The 17,225-nt window shown below is 71.3% G+C and carries 13 protein-coding genes and 1 tRNA gene; 9 read left to right on the plus strand and 5 right to left on the minus strand.

Going from position 1 to position 17,225, the window contains the following annotated elements:
* The first annotated feature begins 11 nt into the window (after positions 1-11).
* The 4 genes from ACW9TB_RS05215 (at position 12) to ACW9TB_RS05230 (ending at position 7,645) form a co-directional block, all read left to right on the plus strand.
* The gene (locus ACW9TB_RS05215) at positions 12-518 is read left to right on the plus strand and encodes a monooxygenase family protein (RefSeq protein WP_472746773.1); all 507 of its coding nucleotides are present in this window, start codon (positions 12-14) and stop codon (positions 516-518) included.
* Between the two features lie 146 nt (positions 519-664).
* Positions 665-3,550 (plus strand): helix-turn-helix transcriptional regulator, encoded by a 2,886-nt coding sequence (locus ACW9TB_RS05220; protein WP_472746774.1) that lies wholly within the window; start codon positions 665-667, stop codon positions 3,548-3,550.
* A gap of 29 nt (positions 3,551-3,579) precedes the next feature.
* Complete coding sequence (locus ACW9TB_RS05225; protein WP_472746775.1) at positions 3,580-3,741, plus strand: hypothetical protein; 162 nt, start codon at positions 3,580-3,582, stop codon at positions 3,739-3,741.
* A gap of 118 nt (positions 3,742-3,859) precedes the next feature.
* Positions 3,860-7,645, plus strand: coding sequence for a S8 family peptidase (locus ACW9TB_RS05230; protein ID WP_472747106.1), 3,786 nt, complete (start codon positions 3,860-3,862; stop codon positions 7,643-7,645).
* A gap of 180 nt (positions 7,646-7,825) precedes the next feature.
* Here ACW9TB_RS05230 and ACW9TB_RS05235 read toward each other — a convergent pair.
* Positions 7,826-7,899: transfer RNA gene (locus ACW9TB_RS05235), tRNA-Lys, on the minus strand.
* A gap of 118 nt (positions 7,900-8,017) precedes the next feature.
* Between ACW9TB_RS05235 and ACW9TB_RS05240 the strand changes: the two genes are divergently transcribed.
* Both ACW9TB_RS05240 and ACW9TB_RS05245 read left to right on the plus strand, forming a co-directional pair.
* Positions 8,018-8,869: an AAA family ATPase gene (locus ACW9TB_RS05240; protein WP_472746776.1), complete on the plus strand. Its 852-nt coding sequence runs from the start codon at positions 8,018-8,020 to the stop codon at positions 8,867-8,869.
* A 154-nt stretch (positions 8,870-9,023) separates the two neighbouring features.
* Complete coding sequence (locus ACW9TB_RS05245) at positions 9,024-10,385, plus strand: vWA domain-containing protein (RefSeq protein WP_472746777.1); 1,362 nt, start codon at positions 9,024-9,026, stop codon at positions 10,383-10,385.
* Positions 10,386-10,433: 48 nt separating this feature from the next.
* Here the strand turns inward: ACW9TB_RS05245 and ACW9TB_RS05250 are convergent, their stop codons facing one another.
* Positions 10,434-11,171, minus strand: a complete 738-nt coding sequence (locus ACW9TB_RS05250; RefSeq protein WP_472746778.1) for a nuclease-related domain-containing protein — start codon at positions 11,169-11,171, stop codon at positions 10,434-10,436.
* A 225-nt stretch (positions 11,172-11,396) separates the two neighbouring features.
* Here ACW9TB_RS05250 and ACW9TB_RS05255 point away from each other — a divergent pair, with 225 nt between their 5' ends.
* Entirely contained in the window at positions 11,397-11,990 is a 594-nt protein-coding gene (locus ACW9TB_RS05255) for a TetR/AcrR family transcriptional regulator (protein ID WP_472746779.1), read from the plus strand.
* A gap of 201 nt (positions 11,991-12,191) precedes the next feature.
* Here ACW9TB_RS05255 and ACW9TB_RS05260 read toward each other — a convergent pair whose 3' ends face one another.
* The 3 genes from ACW9TB_RS05260 to ACW9TB_RS05270 form a co-directional block, all read right to left on the minus strand.
* Positions 12,192-13,316 (minus strand): acyl-CoA dehydrogenase family protein, encoded by a 1,125-nt coding sequence (locus tag ACW9TB_RS05260; protein WP_472746780.1) that lies wholly within the window; start codon positions 13,314-13,316, stop codon positions 12,192-12,194.
* Positions 13,317-13,452: 136 nt separating this feature from the next.
* Positions 13,453-14,628, minus strand: coding sequence for an acyl-CoA dehydrogenase family protein (locus ACW9TB_RS05265; RefSeq protein WP_472746781.1), 1,176 nt, complete (start codon positions 14,626-14,628; stop codon positions 13,453-13,455).
* 84 nt (positions 14,629-14,712) lie between these two features.
* Positions 14,713-15,915 (minus strand): acyl-CoA dehydrogenase family protein, encoded by a 1,203-nt coding sequence (locus tag ACW9TB_RS05270; RefSeq protein WP_472746782.1) that lies wholly within the window; start codon positions 15,913-15,915, stop codon positions 14,713-14,715.
* Positions 15,916-15,991: 76 nt separating this feature from the next.
* Here ACW9TB_RS05270 and ACW9TB_RS05275 point away from each other — a divergent pair, with 76 nt between their 5' ends.
* Positions 15,992-16,588 carry a YdeI/OmpD-associated family protein gene (locus ACW9TB_RS05275; RefSeq protein WP_472746783.1) on the plus strand — a complete coding sequence of 199 codons (597 nt, stop codon included), beginning with the start codon at positions 15,992-15,994 and terminating at the stop codon, positions 16,586-16,588.
* A gap of 44 nt (positions 16,589-16,632) precedes the next feature.
* Positions 16,633-17,220: a GNAT family N-acetyltransferase gene (locus ACW9TB_RS05280; RefSeq protein ID WP_472746784.1), complete on the plus strand. Its 588-nt coding sequence runs from the start codon at positions 16,633-16,635 to the stop codon at positions 17,218-17,220.
* Positions 17,221-17,225: the final 5 nt, after the last annotated feature.

Below are 17,225 nucleotides of genomic sequence, written 5' to 3' on the forward strand. Positions count from 1 at the left end.
AGGAGCCCCAGATGCCGACCCGAGTCAACCGGCAGACCGTCGACCTCTCCGCCTATCCAGACCTGCTCGTCCTGTACCTCGGCATGCGGGTGAACCGGCTGTACGGCGTCCGTACCTTCTTCGGCTTCGGGCGGAAGATCAGTGAGTCGGTCGCCGGCGAGCCGGACGGGCTGCTGCTGCACGAGCCCGTCTACTACTCGTTCTTCCCGATGAACATGGGCATGCGGCAGTACTGGCGCGACCTGCCCTCGCTGCTCGCGTTCGCCCGGTCGGAGCCGCACCGGCAGTGGTGGCTCGACTTCCTGCGCGACTCCGGCGGCACCGGTTTCTGGCACGAGACGTACTCGATGAAGGGGGGCATGGAGGCGGTCTACGACGACGTGCCCAAGGCGCTCGGCTTCGGCCGGTTCGCCGGGCTCCAGCGGGCCCGTGGACCGATGTTCGGCTCCGCGGCCCGGCTGGGACGCTCCGAGGACGGCAACCCGGTCCTCAGCGAGACGGACCTTTACGAGTCCTAGCCACGCGACGGCCCGCCCGCGAACCAGGTCGTGCACGAGAGGGCGTTCTTCGATTTTATTGTGAAATTCACCCGAAATGATCACAAAGCGGGTTTTGTAGGAGTGTGAGTACGAGATCCCCGTATGACTCGCCGGATCGCCCGCCGGTGAAGGCGGCACGGAGCGCCGCCGGGAGGCGAGTCGTATCGCCGACCCTGGTCGGACGCGTCGAGGAACTGGCGACGCTGGTGGCGGCGGTGGCCGGTCCGCCGGCGGTGGTGTCGGTCGAGGGCGAGGCCGGGGTCGGCAAGACCAGGCTGGTGTCGGAACTCCTTGGCCATCCCGAGGCCGCCGGCCGCCGGGCGCTGCTGGGCCGATGCCACCGGTTCCGTGAGTCGTTCCCGCTGGGCCCGGTGATCGAGGCGGTACGCGGCATCGGGGACGAGCTGCGGGGGGTGCGTCTCAGCGGAGTGGCCGGAGCGTTGCGGCCGTTGTTGCCGGAGCTGGCGGAGATGCTGCCGGCCGCCCCCGATCCGCTGGACGACCGGATGGCCGAGCGTCACCGGATCTTCCGAGGCCTGACGGATGTCCTGGTGGCGGCCTCGCCGGCGGTGCTGGTGCTGGAGGACCTGCACTGGGCGGAGGAGCAGACCACCGATTTCATCGCCTATCTGCTGGGCAGTCCGCCACCCGGGCTGACGGTGGTGCTCACGTACCGGGGTGAGGAGGTCAGCGCGGCGGTGCGGGCGTCGACGGTCAGGCTGCCGCCCGGTACGAGTCAGGCCCATCTCGTGCTGGCACCGTTGGACCAGGGCGAGACCGGCGCCCTGGCGACCGCGATCCTGGACACCGAGCAGGTGTCGGAGGAGTTCGCCTCCTACCTGTGGGAGCGCACCGCCGGGCTGCCGTTCGCGGTGGAGGAAGTGCTGGCCCTGGTGCGTGAGCGCGGTTCGCTGGTACGCCGCGGTGACCGCTGGACCCGCAGGGTGCTGGAGGAGCTTGAGGTTCCCCGAGGGGTCCGGGACTCGACGCTGGAACGGATCGCCCGGCTGCCGGCCGACGCTCACCGGCTGGCCGAGGCCGCGGCCGTGCTGCAGACCCCCGTCGCGCTACCGGTCCTGCGGTCCGTCGCCGAGGACGCGGGCCGCATCGAGGGACTGGAGGAAGCCGTCGGCTCCGGCCTGCTGATCGAGGACGGCGACACGTTCGGGTTCCGCCACACCCTGGCGGCCCAGGCGGTCTACGAGACCCTGAGCGGTCCTCGCCGACGTGAGCTGCACGGCCGGGCGGCCGACGCGCTACGGGCCCTCGACCCCGTCCTTCTCGGTCAGGTGGCCCATCATCTCAAGCACGCGGACCGGCTCGCCGAGTGGGCCGTGACCGCGGAACAGGCGGCGGTGCAGGCCGTCGCGCGGGGACACGAGGACGAGGCCGTCCGCCTGCTCGCCGAGGTCGTACGGCAGGCGCCGATGACGGGCGAGCGGCGCGGTCAGGTCGCGGTGCGGCTCGGGTGGGCCGCGCTGGACACGCTGCGTGCGCGGGAGGTCATCCCGCTGCTGGACCACGCTCTGGACGACGACCTGGCCGGGCCGGTGCGCGGAGAGCTGCGGTTCCTGGTGGCCGTCGCCCTGGGCCAGGCGGGCCAGGACCCGGCCCGGCAGCGGGAGCTGTTCATGGCCGCGATCGACGATCTCCAGGACCGCCCGGACCTCCGGGCATGGGCGCTGATGGGCCTGGGCGTCACGCCTCGTCCGAACGAACCGGTCCGCGAGAATGTGCGGTGGCTGAGCCGCGCGCTCGAACTGGTCGACGAGGTCGACGACCGGCTGCTTGAGGTGTTCGTGCTGGGCAAGGCCGGTTCCGTCTTCCTCGACATCGGGGACCCGGCGTGGCGTGACGTGGCCGATCGCATGCTGAAGATCACCGGCGGCTCCCCCCAGCAGCGTCGCGAGGCGAACGCCCATTACTCGGTCGGTATCTCCGCCTGTTACGCGGGCCATTTCGACATGGCCGAATCAATGCTCAGCAGTGGGCTGCGCGCTCCGGCCGTACAGCAGAACCGGCGGCTCGCGGTCATGCTCCGCAGCGGACTCACGCTGGTGCGGTACTGCCGCGGTAGCTGGGACGGACTGCGCGGCGACGTCGACGACCTCCTCGCCGACGTCGCCCACTACGCGCCGAGCCTCATGGACGTCGAACTCGCCGGTGGCAACCTCAACCTGGCGTACGGCGCGGTGGACCAGGCGGATGAGCAGCTGCGGCGGGTCACCGAGCTGGCGGTGGAGATCGGGGCGTACGAGGTCGTACCGGCGGCGGCCGGCGGATGGGCACGGGCCAGGCTGGCACTTGGTGACGTGCGAGGCGCGCTCCGCTGTGTCCGGCTGCTGCTGCACGAGCTCGACAGGTGGGGGTGCTGGCCCTCGGCCGGCTGGGCGCTGCCGTCGGCCGTCGAGGTGTGGGCGGCGGCCGGTGAGCACGGTGAGGCGCGGCGCTTCACCGAGCGGGTGGAGCGGGAGCTCCGCCACCTGGACGCGCCGCTCGCCTCGGCCGCCCTGTGTTACGCCCGGGGTGTGCTGGACGGCCGTGCCGACGACTTCCTGACGGCGGCTGTGAGGTACCGGAACGCGTCCGCCCCGTACGAGGCGGCGAGGGCGGGCGAACGCGCGGCCGGCCTGCTGCTCGACGGCGGTGACCCGCGGGGCGGCCCGGTGCTGCGAGACGCCGTGGCCGTCTACGAGCGGCTCGGCGCGTCATGGGACCACGGCCGGGCGGCCGGCGTCGCCCGGCTGCACGGGGTCGCGCTCCCGGCCCGCCATCGTGGCGGGCGTCAGGGCTACGGCGCGGGACTGTCCCCCCGCGAACGTCAGGTGGCGGAGCTGGCCGCCCACGGGAGGACCAACAAGGAGATCGCACAGGCGCTGTTCGTCTCGGCCAAGACGGTGGAGAAGCACCTCGCCTCGGTGATGCGCAAGCTCTCGGCCCGCTCACGCACGGAGCTGGAGCGCCTGCTGGGGGACGCGGCGAGCAAAGATGGGGGATTCCCCAATAGCTAGCGGTCCGCCCGCTCTCGCATCGTGTCCGTGTGGAAGAAAGCAGATCATCAGCGCCGGACGACGAGATCGGGCCGACCGATCGCGACCGGGACGAGCGGCTGCCGTCAACGGAGCCGGAGGCCGCGAAGCCGGTCGCCCCCATCACCGCCGAACCCGTCGAACCGGACGAGGACGGATGGGTGCCGCTGTGAGCTGCCGCAGGAACCGGTTCTGAGGACCGCTCTCACCCCGTAGATCACGTAAAGCACCGAAAGGGTTTCCATGCGCTTTCTCCGTTCCAGGGCGCCCGCAGTGTTGGCGGGCGTGTTGATGGTCGCGGTCACCGGGCCCGCCGTGACCGCCGTGGCCGCCGTACCCCCCGCCTCCGCGCCACCGCCGCCCCCCGCGAGCCGGGCCGCCGCCAAACCGCCGGAGGAGAAGACCTTCACCCTGCTGACCGGTGACGTGGTCCGGTCGCGGACCGCGGCCGACGGCGACGCGATCGGTGAGGTCGTCAAGGATGTCGCGCCCCTGGGCGACATCACCTTCCAGCGGATGACCGGGGGTCTCTACGCGCTGACCGGCGAGACGGTCCGCCAGATCGCCGCGGGCACGCTGGATCGCGAGCTGTTCAACCTGACCAGGCTCGCCGAGTACGGCTACGACGACGCGCACACCAAGCAGTTGCCGGTCATCGTCACCTACGGGGACACGCGGGCGCGGGCCGAGGTGCCCGCCGCGCCGAAGGGCACGTCACGCAAGCGGACGCTGACCAGCGTCAGCGGCCAGGCGCTGACGGTCGACAAGAGCAGGACGGCCGACGCGTGGGCGGCGCTCAACGGCGGAGACACGCGGAAGATCTGGCTGGACGGCCGGGTGAAGGCGTCGCTGGACGTGAGCGTGCCCGCGGTCGGCGCGCCCGCCGCCTGGTCGGCCGGGCTGACCGGCAGGGGCGTGAAGATCGGTGTGGTGGACACCGGCATCGACCCGAACCACCGGGACTTCGCCGACCGGATCGCCGCGTCGCGAAGCTTCGTGCCCGGCTCCTCCTCCGCGATGGACGACAACGGGCACGGCACGCACGTCGCGTCGATCGCGGCGGGGTCCGGCGCGGCGTCCGACGGCAAGTACCGGGGCGTCGCGCCGGATGCCGAGCTGGTGGTCGCGAAGGCGCTCGACGCCGGAGGCTCCGGCGCCAACTCCGACATCATCGCCGGGATGGAATGGGCGGCGAACCAGGGCGCCAAGGTGATCAACATCAGCCTGGGCGGCCTCGCGACCGACGGGACCGATCCGCTGTCGCAGGCGGTCAACCGGATCTCGGAGGCCACCGGCGCCCTGTTCGTCGTCTCGGCGGGCAACGACGGCACCGCCGAATCGCCGTACTGGATCAGCAGCCCGGGGGCCGCGGACCAGGCGCTGACCGTGGGAAGCGTGGACAAGACCGCCCCGTACGAGCGCAGTTACTTCTCCAGCTGGGGCCCGAGGGTGGGCGATAACGCGGTGAAGCCGGAGATCACCGCGCCGGGGGCGGAGATCGCCGCCGCCAGGGCGGCCGGCTCAAAGCTCGGAGGTGACGTCGGCAATGACAAATACCAGTCGATGTCGGGCACCTCGATGGCCGCGCCGCACGTGGCCGGCGGCGCCGCGCTGCTGGCGCAGCAGCACCCGGACTGGAACCGCGGTCAGATCCGCGACACGCTGGTCAGCACGGCCAACCCGGGCAAGGAAGGCGAGGTGACCCGGGAGGGCGGCGGCATGATGGACCTGGCCCAGGCCACGACCGGCGGCCTGAGCTCGACCGGCACCCTGAACCTGGGCATGATGCGGCCTCCGTACAAGACGGCCACCGGGACGGTGACCCTGCGGAACACCGGCACCGAGGCGGTGCGTGCCACCCTGGGGCTCAGGCTGTCCACGATGGACACGAAGATGGTCGAGGCGACCCCGTTCGAGCCCGGCGAAGCCGTCACGGTGACCCCGTCGGCGGTGGACGTACCGGCGGGCGGCACCGCCACGGTGACGGTCACGGTCGACCCGGAGGCCCTGGAACTCGGGGCGTCCTACGGCTTCCTTGAGGCGCGGCACGGTGACACGGTGGTGCGGACCACGCTGAGCTGGACCAAGGACGCCGAGCGTGTCCGGTTGAAGGTCCGCGGCATCGACCGCACCGGCACCCCGGCGCACACCACGTGCTGCTCGTTGCTGAGCCTGATGGACCTGGAGACCGGCCAGGACTGGCTCGGCCTGTACGACCACGGCTCGGCGTACTTCGTCGGGCTCGGCCACGACCCGATGCTGCTGCTCGGCCGCCGGTACGCCCTGATGACCAACATCTCGGACTGGACCACCGAGGAGCCGTACTTCAAGGTGGCGGAGACCATCGCCGGTGAGCCGGAGCTGGTCATGGACCGGCCCCGGGAGCTGGTCTTCGACACGCGGAAGGCCCGGCGCGTGGAATACCCCACCCGGCAGCCGACGGAGGCGGTCGACCGGATGAGCGTGGGCTGGAGCCGGCGCGTCGGAACTCCCGGCAACGACCTCGGCGCGATCGGGCAGACCTTCCACGGCGGCACCGGCCCGGCCGAGGTCTACGTGCTGCCCGGCACGACCAAGGCCACCACCGGCACCTTCACGATGGGATTCGGTACGCAGCTCGTCGCTCCCGCCCTGACCATGAAGGTCACCGGCCCGCGGGCGCCCAAGCTGCGCCCCGCCTACCCGCTGGAGCCCTCCGGCGACTGCTCCGTCGTCCTGCGGTGCACGGCCACGTTCCGGTCATCCGGGGCGTACCAGGTGGTGGACGCGGGCAAGGGCAGCCCGGCGGAGCTGGCCGCGGCCGGCGTCCGGGGCAAGCTGGCGCTGGTCGACGAAACCCTCGCCGTCGACGAATGGGGCACGGTGACGCCGCTCGACCAGGTGGTGACCGACGCCGTGGCGGCGGGCGCGGCCGGTGTGCTGGTCGCCGTGGCCGACGCCGGGCCCGCCCGGCGCGCCGTGGAGAAGCCGACCACGGTGCCGGTGGCGGTGCTCACCCACGACGACGGCGAGCGGCTGGGCGCGGCCGCCGCCAAGGGCCGGACCACCGTGGAGACCGGCGGCGAACCGGTCTCTCCCTTCCTGTACGCCCTGTCCCACACCGTCAAGGACAAGATGCCGACGGACACCGTCTTCGAGACGGAGCCAAGGAATCTGGCCACCATCACGGCCCGCTACCGCGCGGACACCCCCGGCACGCTGTACCGCGTCGACGGCATCACTCCCAACAACCTGGTAACGGGAGTCACCAAGGTCGTCGCTCCGTTCACCCGCACCGAGTACGTCTCGCCGGGCGTGCGCCATCAGCTCGTCATCCAGACGAACGCGCTCTACGAGGAGAGCTCGCGCGAGTACGCGGCCGGTACCCGCGTCACCGAGGACTACTTCTCCGCGCCGATCGCACCCGGGCCCACGGGCCCGGAAACCCTGACCGCGTCGTCGTACGCGCAATGGGGGTACGGCTACATCACGCTCAACCTGTTCCCGCTCCGGATCGGCAACGGGTACCACTACCTGCCTCAGCAGGCGCAGTCGGCCATCCGGTACCTGAAGGACGGCGACGTGCTGTGCGAGGCGGCGTACCTCAGCGGTTGCACCGTGCAGTCGCCGACACCCGGCCGGCACCGGATAGAGCTCGACACCCAGCAGTCGATCAGGCCGCTGTCCACGTCAAGCCGTACGGCCTGGGAGTTCGACGTCCGGTTCGACAGGCACGGCCTGGCCGAGAACGAGGGCGACGAGATCCTGCCCATGGTCGACGTGCGCTATGACGTGGCGCTGAACCAGAACAACGCGGTCCGGGCCGGGTCGAAGTACTCGATCAAGCTGCTCCCCGGTTACCAGCCCGGATACAGCGGATCGGACAGGTTCGGCGTACGCGCCTGGGTCAGCGGTGACGACGGGGCCACCTGGACCGACCTGGGCAGCCGCACGGTCAGAGGCGGCAGGACGGCCGACTACGAGGTCGGCGCGCCACGCGACGGCGAGTTCGTGACCCTGCGGGTACAGGCCACCGACTCCGCCGGTAACTCGATCGACCAGACCATCACCAAGGCGTGGAAGGTCGAACGGAGGTAGGAGAACCGCGGGGGTGGCGCCGTTCGTCCGGACGGCGCCACACGCTGATCGCCCCCTGCCCGGGAGTGGAATCAGCGAGATCGCCGCGAACGAGCACCCGCGAGCACCCCCGGGCCCGGAAACGACCGTGGGCATCCCCGCTGTCAGCGGGGATGCCCACGGCATCGATCCGAACCGAAGTGCGCCGCCAGGGACTCGAACCCCGGACCCGCTGATTAAGAGTCAGCTGCTCTAACCAACTGAGCTAGCGGCGCTTGAAGCCCTTGAAGAATAGCGCACATCGGGCGGCGCCCCGAAATCAGCGGCGGCCGGGGGGCGGAGACGATCACCGGCTAAGCTAGAACAACATTCGGTCCGGTACTGGGAGCACACATGTGGTTCGCCTCACCGAGCGACGCCGGCGAGCGGCTCGACGCCGTCGGCTACCTCCCCGACGACTCCATCTCGACCTCGGCCTTCCTGGCGGGCGCGCTCGGCAAACCCCTCCTCACCGAGGGCCCCGCCGGGGTGGGCAAGACCCAGCTCGCCAAGGCCGTGGCGGCGGCGACCGGGGCGCGGCTGGTCAGGCTGCAGTGCTACGAGGGGCTGGACGAGGCCAGGGCGCTGTACGAGTGGAACTACAAGAAGCAGCTCCTGCGCATCCAGGCCGGGCAGGGCGAGGACTGGGACGCCACCCACGACGACATCTTCACCGAGGAGTTCCTGCTGGAGCGGCCGCTGCTCGCGGCGATCCGGTCGGAGACGCCGGTGGTCCTGCTCATCGACGAGATCGACAAGGCCGACGTCGAGGTGGAGGGGCTGCTGCTGGAGATCCTGTCCGACTACCAGGTCACGATCCCCGAACTCGGCACGATCGCCGCCGTACGGAAGCCGTACGTGGTGCTCACCTCCAACGCGACCCGCGAGCTCTCCGAGGCGCTGAAGCGGCGCTGCCTCTACCTGCACCTGGAGTACCCGACGGCGGAGCGCGAGCGCGACATCGTGCTGGCCCAGGTGCCCACGATCGAGGCGAGCCTGGCCGAGCAGCTCGCCCGCACGGTCGCCACCCTGCGCACCCTGGAGCTGAAGAAGTCGCCCTCGATCGCCGAGACGATCGACTGGGCGAACACCCTGCTGGCGCTGGGCAGGACCGAGCTGGACGAGGCGGCGATCGGAGCCACCCTCGGCGTCGTCCTCAAGCACGCCTCCGACCAGGCGCGCGCCCGCAAGGAACTCGCACTGTGACCGGCGCTGTGACCGGCGCTGTGACCGGCGCTGTGACCGGCGCCCCGGCCGACACGGCGAAGAGCGCCGCTCGCACGGCCCCGGGAGCCGGGAGAACCGCGACCGGCGTCCCGGACGGCCCCGACGCCCCGGGGCGCGGGACGGGAGATCGCGGATGAGCCTGCTCGACCGGCATGTGGGGTTCGTGCACGCGCTGCGCGAGGCCGGGCTGCCGGTGTCGCCCGCCGAGGGCCTGGACGCGGCCAGGGCGCTGGAGGTGATCGACCTGACCGAGCGGGAGTCGCTCCGGGCCGCGTACGCCGCGACGCTGGTCAAGCGGCCCTCGCACCGGCCGGGCTTCGACACGCTGTTCGACCTGTGGTTCCCCGCCTCGACGACCGGCCTGCGGGCGTCGCGTACGGCCGAACCCGACCTGCCGGACCTGGAGACCGCCGAGGTTCCCGCGTTGCGCGACCGGCTGGCCGGGCTGCTGCTGGGCGCCGAGGGGATGAACGAGTTCGCGCGGGCGATGGTGGAGCGTTTCGGCCGCCAGCCCGCGGGCCCCGGCAGGCAGAACTGGTTCTCCTACCCGGTGATGCGGGCGCTCTCCCCCGAGACGCTCATGGCGCGGCTGCTCGCCGAGGTCCTCGCGGGCCGGGAGCGCGGCGGGCTGGCGGAGAAGGTGGCCCGGCAGCGGATCGACGAGAACACCAGGCGCTTCGGGGACGCCGTCTCCGGCGACGTCCGCCGCCGGATCGCCGAGGACTCCGGGATCGAGCGGATCGCCCGCTCCTCCGTACGCCCGCCGCTTGAGCGGCTCGACTTCCTGCGGATCACCAAGGCCGACCTGGCGAGGCTCCGCCGGGAGGTCCACCCGCTCGCCCGCCGCCTCGCCGCCCGGCTGACCGTCAAGCACCGGCTCGGCCGCCGGGGCCGCCTCGACTTCCGCAGGACCGTACGGGCCTCGCTGTCCAGCGGCGGGGTGCCGCTCACCACCTTCAACAGGCCGCGCCGCCCGCACAAGCCCGAGCTGGTCATCCTGTGCGACACCAGCGACTCGGTCGCCTCCTTCGCCCACTTCACCCTGCTGCTGACCTACGCGCTGCGCGAGCAGTTCACCAAGGTCCGCGCGTTCGGGTTCGTGGACACCGTGGACGAGATCACCCGGTTCTTCGTGCCGGGCGCCGACGTGGTGGAGGCGATGACCCGGCTGACGCGGGAGGCCGACATGGTGCGGTTCGGCCGGACCAACTACGGCCACGCGCTGGAGAGGTTCGCCGAGCGGTACGGCGACGCCATCGGGCCGAAGACGTCCCTGCTGATCCTGGGCGACGCCCGGTCCAACTACCAGCCGCCCGCGCTGGAGACGCTGAGGCGCCTGGCCGGGGACGCCCGGCACGCCTACTGGCTCAACCCGGAGCCGGCCGCCCAGTGGGACAGCGGCGACTCGCTGGCGACGGCGTACGGCGGGATCGTGCCGATGCGCGAGTGCCGGAACGTCGCGCAGCTGGCGGCCTTCATCGAGGAACTCGTCTGACGAGCCGCGGATCTCGTACGACGCGTCACGGGCCGGGGCCGGGCGCGGTCAGCTCATGCGGCGCAGCACCCGGGCGGCGGTCCTGACCAGGACCTCGACCTGGGCCTCGTCGAAATCGGCCCGGGGACCCTTCTGGATCCAGCGCGCGACCAGGCGGGGCTTGAGAAGGGTGAGCCCCTCCGCGGTGACCGACCGCCTGATCTCCCCGCCGTGCACGGCGATCAGCGGTTCGATGGTGACGGGGATGCCGGACTCGCGGGAGAGCACCTCGGCCAGCGACTCGGAGACCTCGACGAGCGCCTTGGCCACCTTGGTGCCGTACTTCTCGCCCAGGAACAACCGGTCGCCGTACCGGGCGATCTCGGTGTCGGGGTCCCACGCCTCGTTGTCCACCACCCAGAGGCCACCGGGGCCGATGACGAGGTGGTCGACCGAGGCCTTGCCCGGCATGGCCCGGCCTTCGAGGATGTGGTACCCGGCCTTGCGCAGCCTGCGGCGGAGCAGCTTGCCGGTGATGGTCTCGCCCCGGCGCCTGCCGCGCCAGACGGCGGTGGAGTCGTACTCCCGCCAGCTCAGGAACGCGTCCCCGGCGGCGACGAGCAGGGCGCACAGCAGCCCGAGGATCGGCGGGGACAGGTTGAACCGGTAGGCGAGCGCGACACCCACGGCCAGGCCGACCGCCGCCTTGACCCCGCGCATCTTCCTGCGCTGGACGGCTTCCTTGATCCAGAACTGCTCGTACATGACCTGCGGCGACAGGCCGTGGACCTGGTCGACTGGCGTCACGTAGATAGATCCGCCCGGCATAGCGAACCCCCATGGCTAGAACGGTCGACAAGGACAGTGGTGGGGGACCTGCCACGCTGAAGATCCTTAGACTATGAAATACCCAATCGGGGGCTCCAGCTATCCACAGACCGCGAAGGTGACGCAAGTAACACGTATTCGCCAGCCATCGGCGGCACAACCGACCAGTCGGTATGCTTTCCCTCACCACACCATGGGGGACGCATGACTCAGGACCAGGAGCCGGTACGACAACGCCTGCTCAGCGAGGCCACCCGCCTGTTCGCCGAGCGAGGCTTCGAGAGCACGTCGGTGCAGGAGGTCGTCTTGGCGGCCGGGGTCACCAAGGGCGCGATGTACCACTACTTCGACTCCAAGGACGACCTGCTCCACGAGATCTACGGACGCGTGCTGCGCCTGCAGATGGAGCGGCTGACCCACTTCGCCGACGGCCCGGGGTCGGTGTCCGAGCGCCTGCACGCCGCCGCCGCCGACGTCGTGACGACCACGGTGGACAACCTGGACGACTCCAAGATCTTCTTCCGCTCGATGCACCTGCTCGCGCCCGACACCCGGAAGGTCGTCCGCGCCGAGCGGCGCAACTACCACGAGCGCTTCCGCGACCTGGTCACCGAGGGACAGCGCGAGGGCACCTTCAGGGGCGACGTCCCCGCGGACATCGTCGTCGACTTCTTCTTCGGCTCCGTCCACCACCTGGGCACCTGGTACAGCGCGGAGGGCGCGCTCTCCGGCCCCGAGCTGGGGGCGCACTTCGCCGACCTGCTGCTCACCTCGCTGCGCCCGGCACTCCCCGCCTGACCCTCCGCCCGAGCCGCGGTTTCGACGTGAACCGGGCCGAGACAATGATCACCGTCGAGCACGGATGGCCCAGCCCTTGAAGAACCCAGCCCTTGAAGAGCCCGGCCCGCTCGCCGTTCCGGGTCGCCGACACCCCGCCGTACGGCGTGACCGCGCGATGACCCCCGGCACGGAGCCGGAGGGCATCGCGGCGGCCCGAGGTCAGGCCGGACCTGGCAGGTCCGCGAGGGCCGCCAGGGCGTCCCGGTGGGCACCGGGAGTACCGAGCGCGATCTCGGTGGACTTGGCGCGCTTGAGATAGAGGTGGAGCGGGTGCTCCCAGGTCATCCCGATCCCGCCGTGGAGCTGGACACTCTCCTCGGCGACGCGCACCGCCACCTCCGAGCACCACGACGCGGCCACCGCCGCCGCCAGCTCGCGGTCTCCGGCCGCCTCCCCCTCACCGGACGCACCCGCGTCCGCGCCCGCGCCCGTGTCCGCGCCCGTGGCCAGCAGGTCGGCCGCGTTCCTCGCGGCGGCGCGGGCCCGCACCACGTCCAGCCAGAGATCGGCCATCCGGTGCTTAATCGCCTGGAACGACCCCACCGGCCGGGCGAACTGGTGGCGCTCCTTGATGTAGGCGAGCGTCGTCGCCAGGCACCACTCGGCGACCCCGAGCTGCTCGGAGGCGAGCAGTCCGGCGCCGAAGCCAAGCACCCTCCGCGCGTCGAACCCGCCGATCGCCTCACCGGCGGGGGTACCGGAGAACGTGACGGTGGCGACCGGCCGCGTCAGGTCGAGCGAGGGCAGCACGTCGATCCGGACCTCCGCCGCCGCCACCCGGTAGAGCGCCGTCCCGACGGGCACCAGCAGCACGTCCGCCGCGTCCGCGCCCGCCACCGCCCTGATCTCCCCGTTCAGGACCCCGTCCGTGACGGTGACGGTCTCCGGCGACGGCCGGTACGGCGAAGCCGCCAGCGACACCGCGAGCGCCGCCGTCGTCTCCCCCGAGGCGAGCTCCCGGATCAGCTCCTCCTCGCCCACCCGCAGCAGGGCCTTCGTGGCGAGCACCGAGCTGGTGAGGAACGGCACCGGCGCCACCGCCCGCCCCAACTCCTCCAGCACCACCGCGACCTCACGCGCCGACGCCCCCGCCCCGCCGTACTCCTCCGGCACGAGCAGCCCCGCCACCCCGATGTCCCGGGACAGCGTCTTCCACAGGTCCATGTCGTACGGCGCCTCGGACTCGGCACGCCTCAACACGGCGTCGGCCCCGCAGCGGTCCGCGAGAAGATCGCGCACGGAGGCGCGCAGCTCCTCCTCGACCTCGGTGTACAGCAGCGTCATCGGTCGCTCACCGCTCCTCGTTCACTACACGGCCCGTGCCACTCACCACGTCGGACTCGCTCCCCGTCATCGGCCACTCACCGCTCCTCGTTCACTACGCGGCCCGTGCCGCTCACCGTGCCGAGCTGGCTCCGTGTCATCGCGGGAGATCCTTCCAGGGCACGTCCTTGTCGACGCGGGGTTCCGAGGGGAGGCCGAGCACGCGCTCGGCGATGATGTTGCGCAGGATCTCCGAGGTACCGCCCTCGATGGAGTTGCCCTTGGCGCGGAGATAGCGGTATCCGGGACCCCGGCCGAAGAAGTCGACGGTGTCGGAGCGGCGGAAGGTCCAGTCGTCGTAGACCAGGCCCTCCGCACCGCGCAGCTCCACGTCCAGCCCCGACAGGGCCTGGTTGAGGTCGGCGAAGGCGAGCTTCATGCCGGATCCCTCGGGTCCCGGCTGCCCGGCGGAGAGCTGCTCGCGCAGGCGCGTACCGGCCAGGCGGGTCACCTCCGCCTCCACCCACAGCCGCAGCAGCCGCCCGTGCAGGTCGTGGGTGCGCAGCTCGGGCCGGGAGCGCCAGGTCTCGGCGACCAGGCCGACCACGCCGCCGCCCCGCCGGACCGGCGCGCCGCCGATGGCGACCCGCTCGTTCATGAGCGTGGTCTGCGCGACCCGCCAGCCTTCGCCGACCTCTCCCAGCCGCAGGTCGTCACCGAGCCGTACGCCGGTGAGGAAGACCTCGTTGAACTCGGCCTCGCCGGTGATCTGCCGCAGCGGCCTGACCTCGACCCCGGGGGCGTGCATGTCGCACACGAAGTACGTGAGCCCCCGGTGCTTGGGCACGTCCGCGTCGGTCCTGGCGACCAGGATCGCCCACCGGGAGTGGTGGGCGCCGGAGGTCCACACCTTCTGCCCGTCCACCACCCACTCGTCGCCGTCCCGTACCGCGCGGGTGCCGAGCGTGGCCAGGTCGGACCCGGCACCGGGCTCGCTGAAGAGCTGACACCAGATCTCCTCGCCCGTCCACAGCGGGCGCAGGAACCGCTTCCGCTGCTCGTCGGTGCCGAACGTCAGGATCGTGGGCGCCGCCATCCCCAGCCCGATCGTCTGCACCCCGAGGTTGAGCTGCGGCGTACCCTCCAGCTCACGCTCCACGACGTTCTGCAGCTCGCGCGCGGCCCCGAGCCCGCCGAGCCCCTCGGGAAAGTGCACCCAGGCCAGCCCGGCGTCGAACCTGGCCCGCAGAAACTCCAGCCGGTCCCCGGCAGGGTCGTACCCGGCCAGAAACGCGGCAGCGCGCTCCCTGACCGCCTTCTCATCCAGCGCCACGAACGCTCCCTTTCGTCGATCTCCATCGACCCTCGGCCGTCTCTCGTCGGTCCCCGCGCCTCCGGGACGCCCCGGGACGGCGAGTCACATATATTTCTTGATCTCCCGGTAGGCAAGGGAGCGCTTGTGGACCTCGTCGGGCCCGTCGGCGAGCCTCAGTGAGCGCGCGCCCGCCCAGAGACCGGCCAGCGGGAAGTCCTGGCTGACGCCTCCGGCGCCGTGGGCCTGGATGGCCTTGTCCAGGATCCACTCCACGTCGCGCGGTGTGGCGATCTTGATGGCCTGGATCTCGGCGTGGGCGCCCCGGTTGCCGACGGTGTCCATCAGCCAGGCGGTCTTCAGCACGAGCAGGCGGAGCTGCTCGATCTTCACCCGCGACTCGGCGATCCAGTCCTGGACGACGCCCTGCTGGGCGATCGGCTTGCCGAACGCGTTGCGCGACAGGGTGCGGACGCACATCATCTCGACGGCCCGCTCGGCCATCCCGATCAGCCGCATGCAGTGGTGGATGCGGCCGGGCCCGAGGCGGGCCTGGGCGATCGCGAAGCCGCCGCCCTCCTCGCCGATCAGGTTGTCGACCGGCACCCTGGCGTCCTCGAACACGATCTCGGCGTGCCCGCCGTGGTCGGAGTCGGAGTAGCCGAAGACGTGCATCCCCCGCTTGACGTGCATGCCGGGTGTGTCACGCGGCATCAGGATCATCGACTGCTGCCGGTGCGAGGACGCCTCGGGGTCGGTCTTGCCCATCACGATGAAGATCCTGCAGTTGGGGTTCATCGCGCCGGAGGCGAACCACTTGCGGCCGTTGACGACGTACTCGGAGCCGTCCCTGACGATCGACAGGGCGATGTTCGTGGCGTCGGAGGAGGCGGTGTCGGGCTCGGTCATCGCGAACGCCGACCGGATCTCGCCGCGCAACAGCGGCTCCAGCCACTCCTTGCGCTGCCACTCGCTGCCGAACATGGAGAGGACCTCCATGTTGCCGGTGTCGGGGGCGGCGCAGTTGGTCGCGGTCGGGGCGATCCTCGGCGAGCGGCCCATGATCTCGGCCAGCGGCGCGTACCGCAGGTTGGTCAGGCCCGCGCCGTGCTCACCCGGCAGGAACAGGTTCCACAGACCTCGCCTGCGCGCCTCATCCTTGAGATCCTCCATCAGCGGTGGAGTGGCCCACCCGCTCTCGGCGGCCTGGGCCTCGAAGGCCTCCTCCGCCGGGTACACACACTCGTCCATGAAGCCGAGCAGCCGTCCCCGCAGCTCCTCGGTCTCGGCGTCGAACGCGAAATCCATGGGCCCTCCTCACGGTCTCCCGTGAGGGTACCGACCGGACGGTATGACTGTCGACACGCCCCCTATGCTGAACCCCATGGAGCCCGTCTTCTTCGCCACCCCCGAGGAGTTCCGCACCTGGCTGGAGGCGCATCACGAGACCGGGACGGAGCTGCTGGTGGGGTTCCACAAGAAGGGCACCGGCCGCCCCAGCATCACCTGGCCCCAGTCCGTCGAGCAGGCCCTGTGCTTCGGCTGGATCGACGGCGTCCGCAGGACCGTCGACGCGGGGAGCTACAGTGTCCGTTTCACCCCGCGCAAGGCGCGCAGCACGTGGAGCGCGGTCAACATCGCCAAGGTCGCCGAACTGACCGAACGCGGCCTCATGCGTCCCGCGGGCCTGCTCGCCTTCGAGCAGCGGACCGAGGACAACTCGATGATCTACTCCCACGAGCGGGCCGAGGACGCCGCGCTGGACGAGGAGCAGGAGCGCCGCTTCCGGGCGGAGACGGCGGCGTGGGAGTGGTTCCAGGGCCAGCCGCCCGGTTACCGCAGGACCGCGCTGCACTGGGTGACCACCGCGAAGCGGCCGGAGACGAGGGAGAAGCGTCTCGCGCGGCTGATCGAGGATTCCGCGGCGGGACGCAGGCTCGGGCAGTTCGAGCGCCGAGTGGTCCCCGGGAACACCCCCTGAGTGGACCTTCGGACAGGTCCACCTCGGGTCCTAGGGTTGCCCCCATGACCACGAAGATGCCCGCTCCCGTCACCCTCGAAGGCGAGACCGTACGACTGGAGCCACTGACCGGCGGCCACATCACCGACCTGTTCCTGGCCGGTGGCGGCGACGACGAGGTGTGGCGCTGGATGCCCGCCCCGACCCCGCGCACCGAGGCCGAGCTGGCGAAGATCGCGGCACGGCTGGTCGAGGCGCCGGACCACGTGCCGTTCGCGGTGATCCTGAGGGAGACCGGCCGCGCGGTCGGCTGGACCACCTACATCGACACCCCGGGGTACGCCGACAGCGTCGAGATCGGCTGGACCTGGTACGGCAGGTCCGTGTGGCGTTCCGCGGTGAACACCGAGTGCAAGATCCTGCTGATCGACCACGCCTTCGACAAGCTGGGCGTGAACCGGGTCCAGCTCAAGACCGACAACCTGAACGTCCGCTCGCAGAACGCGATCATGCGCGTCGGCGGCGTTCCCGAGGGCACCCTGCGCCGCCAGCGCCGCCGCGCCGACGGCACCTGGCGCGACACCGCCTATTTCAGCATCCTCGACGACGAGTGGCCCGCCCACCGCGCCCGCCTCACCGGCCTGTCTCACTGAACCGT

This window comes from Streptosporangium sp. H13245 (genome assembly GCF_055690525.1).